The sequence below is a fragment of the uncultured Campylobacter sp. genome, assembly GCF_938031315.1.
Taxonomy (GTDB): Bacteria; Campylobacterota; Campylobacteria; order Campylobacterales; family Campylobacteraceae; genus Campylobacter_B.
The window spans coordinates 1-3,630 of the sequence record NZ_CALHHT010000183.1 but is presented as its reverse complement, the minus strand read 5'-3'; the positions used below and the strand labels follow the sequence as shown (position 1 = coordinate 3,630).

4 protein-coding genes are annotated in these 3,630 nt (G+C 38.6%); all 4 read right to left on the bottom strand.

From position 1 onward, the window contains the following. On the bottom strand, positions 1-935 hold a 935-nt coding region (locus Q0236_RS04800), incomplete at its 3' end, for a tetratricopeptide repeat protein (RefSeq protein ID WP_367274736.1). Further along, positions 928-1,758: an ATP-binding protein gene (locus Q0236_RS04795; RefSeq protein WP_297915632.1), complete on the bottom strand. Its 831-nt coding sequence runs from the start codon at positions 1,756-1,758 to the stop codon at positions 928-930. The genes Q0236_RS04800 and Q0236_RS04795, both read right to left, overlap by 8 nt. Then, a complete protein-coding gene (gene mshL / locus Q0236_RS04790; RefSeq protein ID WP_297915630.1) occupies positions 1,751-3,256 on the bottom strand; it encodes a pilus (MSHA type) biogenesis protein MshL in 1,506 nt (501 codons plus the stop codon). The genes Q0236_RS04795 and mshL overlap by 8 nt, the downstream gene beginning before the upstream one ends. Next, positions 3,234-3,630, bottom strand: a 397-nt coding sequence (locus tag Q0236_RS04785; protein ID WP_297915628.1) for a hypothetical protein, incomplete at its 5' end; no start/stop codon positions are given. The genes Q0236_RS04785 and mshL, both read right to left, overlap by 23 nt.

Below are 3,630 nucleotides of genomic sequence, written 5' to 3'. Positions count from 1 at the left end.
TCAAGAGCGTAAAGCGCGTCTTCTTTACGACCCTTTTTATAATTGGCTTTAGCAAAAATTATCCAGCTAGCGACGTTGTCCTTATCAAGCTCATTTGAAGTAAGAGCCCATTTAATCGCATTGTCGTAGTCTTTCTTATTATACGCTTCTTCGGCTAGCGATAGCGAATACTCAATCTTATTCGTCGCGTAAAATTTGCTCTCCAAGCTCTGCTTATCTTCGCTTAAATTTGAAGTTTTTATCTCGATCCTAGAACTTAGCGGAGCGCTACTTACGGTATTTGTAGAACCTCCAGAGAAATTTGATTTAGGTGGCAATGGAGCGCGTCCAAAATCTATAACCTCGTTTTTAGGCGGCTGATTTGCAAAAGCTGCGTTATTGGTATTAGGCACATTAAATGTAGGAGCATTTTGATTGCCAAAATTCTGTCCACCAAAATTTTGACCGCCGAAATTCTGCGCCTGAGCCTGCCCGCCATAGTTTCCGCCATTTTCGTAATTATTGGTTATCTTAAACCCACCTGAATCCTCGCTGGATAACACACCCACATCGTTTAAATTTAAGCTTGGGCGTTCCTTTTCGTGTTTAGAGGCGCGGGCAACTTTCGGCGCGCTGATATTGTAATCTTCTTTGGAGATATTATTTTGCACTGCAAGATCTGCCGCCTGCTGCTCGGCATCATTAGTAGAATTTACAGCACCACCTTTGTCTTCAATATTTTGATTGATACTTGCCATACTGACGCTATCACTATCTTTAAGCAGCCAGAATATCGCTCCGATCGCAACCGAGATCAATATCAAAAGCCCCAAAATCGTCTTGTCGAATCTCAACACGAAATTCGGCTTAGATTTTAGGAAAGAAAACTGCTTTCTGTTTTTGTTATACTCTTCCCATTTTTTTTCAAGTTCGTTTACTTCGTAAAATTCAAGCATTTATTATCCCCGAGCCTATCGCTGCCATCTCTATAATTTTATTATTAATCTGCGAAAAACTAATTTCCGTAGGTTTATTTACTTCGTAATACTCAAAAAGCTCATACATCTTATACATAAGCTTGTTGATGTTCCTCATATTGCCGTCCGTTAAATTTAAAATCAAATCGAAATTATCGTCGCTAAACATAAAATAGTATTGTTGAAAGCCATGAAGCACAAGCTTTTTTTCAATATACAGCTTGACTTCGCCTAAATTTGAATTAGGAAGCTCAATGCTCTCCCAAATTCTGGTTTTAAAATAATCCTTTGCGAGGCGGTCTTCCTCGTCCGTCTTATGAACCGTAAATAAAAATTTAAATAGTCTAGTATCTGCCATAAGACGAATTTTTTCTATCAAATTTCCTGGATACAGCTGAGCTTCGTCAAGCAAAATAACGACCTGCTCTACCGCGCCCACATTGGTAGAGATCCCGAATCTCTCTCTATAAATCCGCATAAAATTTTCATAATTATCGATCGTCTCGCTAGGAGTGGAATGAAAAATCTGCGAATAAAGCTCTAGGAAAAATTCCTTCTCGTCAAAAAACGGCTGCGGCATAAACACTATCCTTACCTTTTTCTCAAGATCGACCTTGATCTTATTGAGCAAAAAGGTCTTACCGCAGCCCGGTTTGCCATAAAAAAGTATTAGCTTTAGCGGTTTTTGTAAAGCATTTAAAATTTTATGATACGCAAGGGTCGATTTATCGAGATTAACGAAGTCCGAGACTTCGTTATCCTCGATAAAAATCTCCTTGATCGCCGTATAGTTATTACTCATTTTCGTAGATGGATTTTGAGTAACCTAGCTCTTTAAGAGAGGTAGCAAGCGGCGCGCCGGTATTGTCGATGATATGTGGAGTTACTACGAAGATTAACTCCGACGTTCGCAAAACATCGGCAGTACTTTTGAAAAGATTTCCGATTAATGGAATTTCAGCTAGCACAGGCACCCTAGTGTTATCTTTCGACTTAGTTGCACCAATCAAACCGCCTAAAATTACAGTATCGCCATCATCTACCCAAACTACGCTTGAGAGTTTCTTTTGCAAGGTATCAGGTGCAATCTCTCTTCTATTATTTGTTCTTACATTGTCCTCTGCGTATTTAAGAGAGCTTAAAGATGGATTAATTCGTAGCATAATCCTATTATCATCTGAAATTTCAGGCAAGATATTCAAAAGAATACCTACAAATATCGAATACTGATCATCTGACTGAGTATCTCCGCCTTGATAATCACCTGTAGTAGTGGATTTTAATACATAGTTAATAGTATCACCTACAGAGATAATAGCAGGCTGATTATTCATCGTAGTTACCTTAGGGCTTGAAATAACTTTAGTTTTACCTTTAGTCTCTAGGAAGTTAATCAAACCGTCGATATTGAAATTTAGATTAGCCCCTATCGTCCAAGTTCCGTGAGTATCGCTAGCTTTTCCTCTATTTCCGTTATCTATGTGATAGCCTGAAAGCTTAGTCGGATCTCCACCTACATAGGTATTAAATCCTAGTTGAAATTTACTCCAATCTATACCGGTGGTGTATTCGTTATTTAGCTCGACAGATATGATATTTACATCTAGCAAGACTTGACGACTAAGGCGTTTTTGCATACCGCTTAGATATCTATCTACGCGAGCTATCTGAGACTTCATAGCAGTAACGGTTACTAAACCGGCATTTTGATTTATAATAGGAGCGACTGCGACATATTTTTCGGTACCGTTATTTAGAACAGAGGTAATTTCCTCGCTAATCTTCTCCCAAAAATCAAATTTTTCTTTGGTAGTGATCTTATTATCGTCATTTTCTGTTTTATCACTATCGCCATTATCTACTTTAGTAGGTGCGGAATCGACAGAAGATTTAGTAACAGCAGTACCTTCTCTAATAGAAGTGATGTAATCCACTTTAAAAGTCCTAGTCTCTAGCGCTGAAATTTTTAATATGCCATGAGAATACTCATAGCTTAGATTATTTTCTGAGATCAGAAGATTAAAAACTTCACGCAAAGAAAGATCTTTAATACTTACACCCTGAATTGACTTAGATAGCTCCTCTTGAGCGATAGCATCCTTAGCTACTACCGAAAATTTACACATATCGGATAGCTGAGCCAGCATCTCGTTTAGCGTAACGGTATCGTTAATCTTGATGTTCAGCGCCTTTCTATCGCAACTGCTCGAAGCAGGAGCAGCATACAAACTAGTAGCCGTAACAGACAAAGCAAGCATAGCAACTATACTAAGCTTCTTACTTATATGTAATAGTGACATTTTTATTTCCTTGTTTTAGTGTTAGTTCGACTTTAGTGTCATCGTCGTTGGCAATAATAACGCTGTTGCCCGTTATCTGCATGATTTTATATGAGCCTACGTATTCGCCCAAACCGTACCACTTATCATTCAACTTGACTTTATCGCCCATGATACCTACTAGCTGATAACCGAGGTCTACTTGCTGGTTGACCTCTTTAGGTACATTGGCTTCCTTAGGATAAAAAGGATCTTGCAAAGAAGCTATTTGAGCATCGCTGAGCCCTACTCTGGGTTTGCTAAGATCATCAAATATCGCATCATATTCAGCTTTATAGGAATAAACGTTACTTACGGGAACCGTTGTTTGATTGTTATCAACAGCAAATAGCATC

Coding starts and splice junctions, on each gene's coding strand:
- mshL (WP_297915630.1), bottom strand. CDS start 3,256: ATGTCACTATTACATATAAGTAAGAAGCTTAGTATAGTTGCTATGCTT.
- Q0236_RS04795 (WP_297915632.1), bottom strand. CDS start 1,758: ATGAGTAATAACTATACGGCGATCAAGGAGATTTTTATCGAGGATAAC.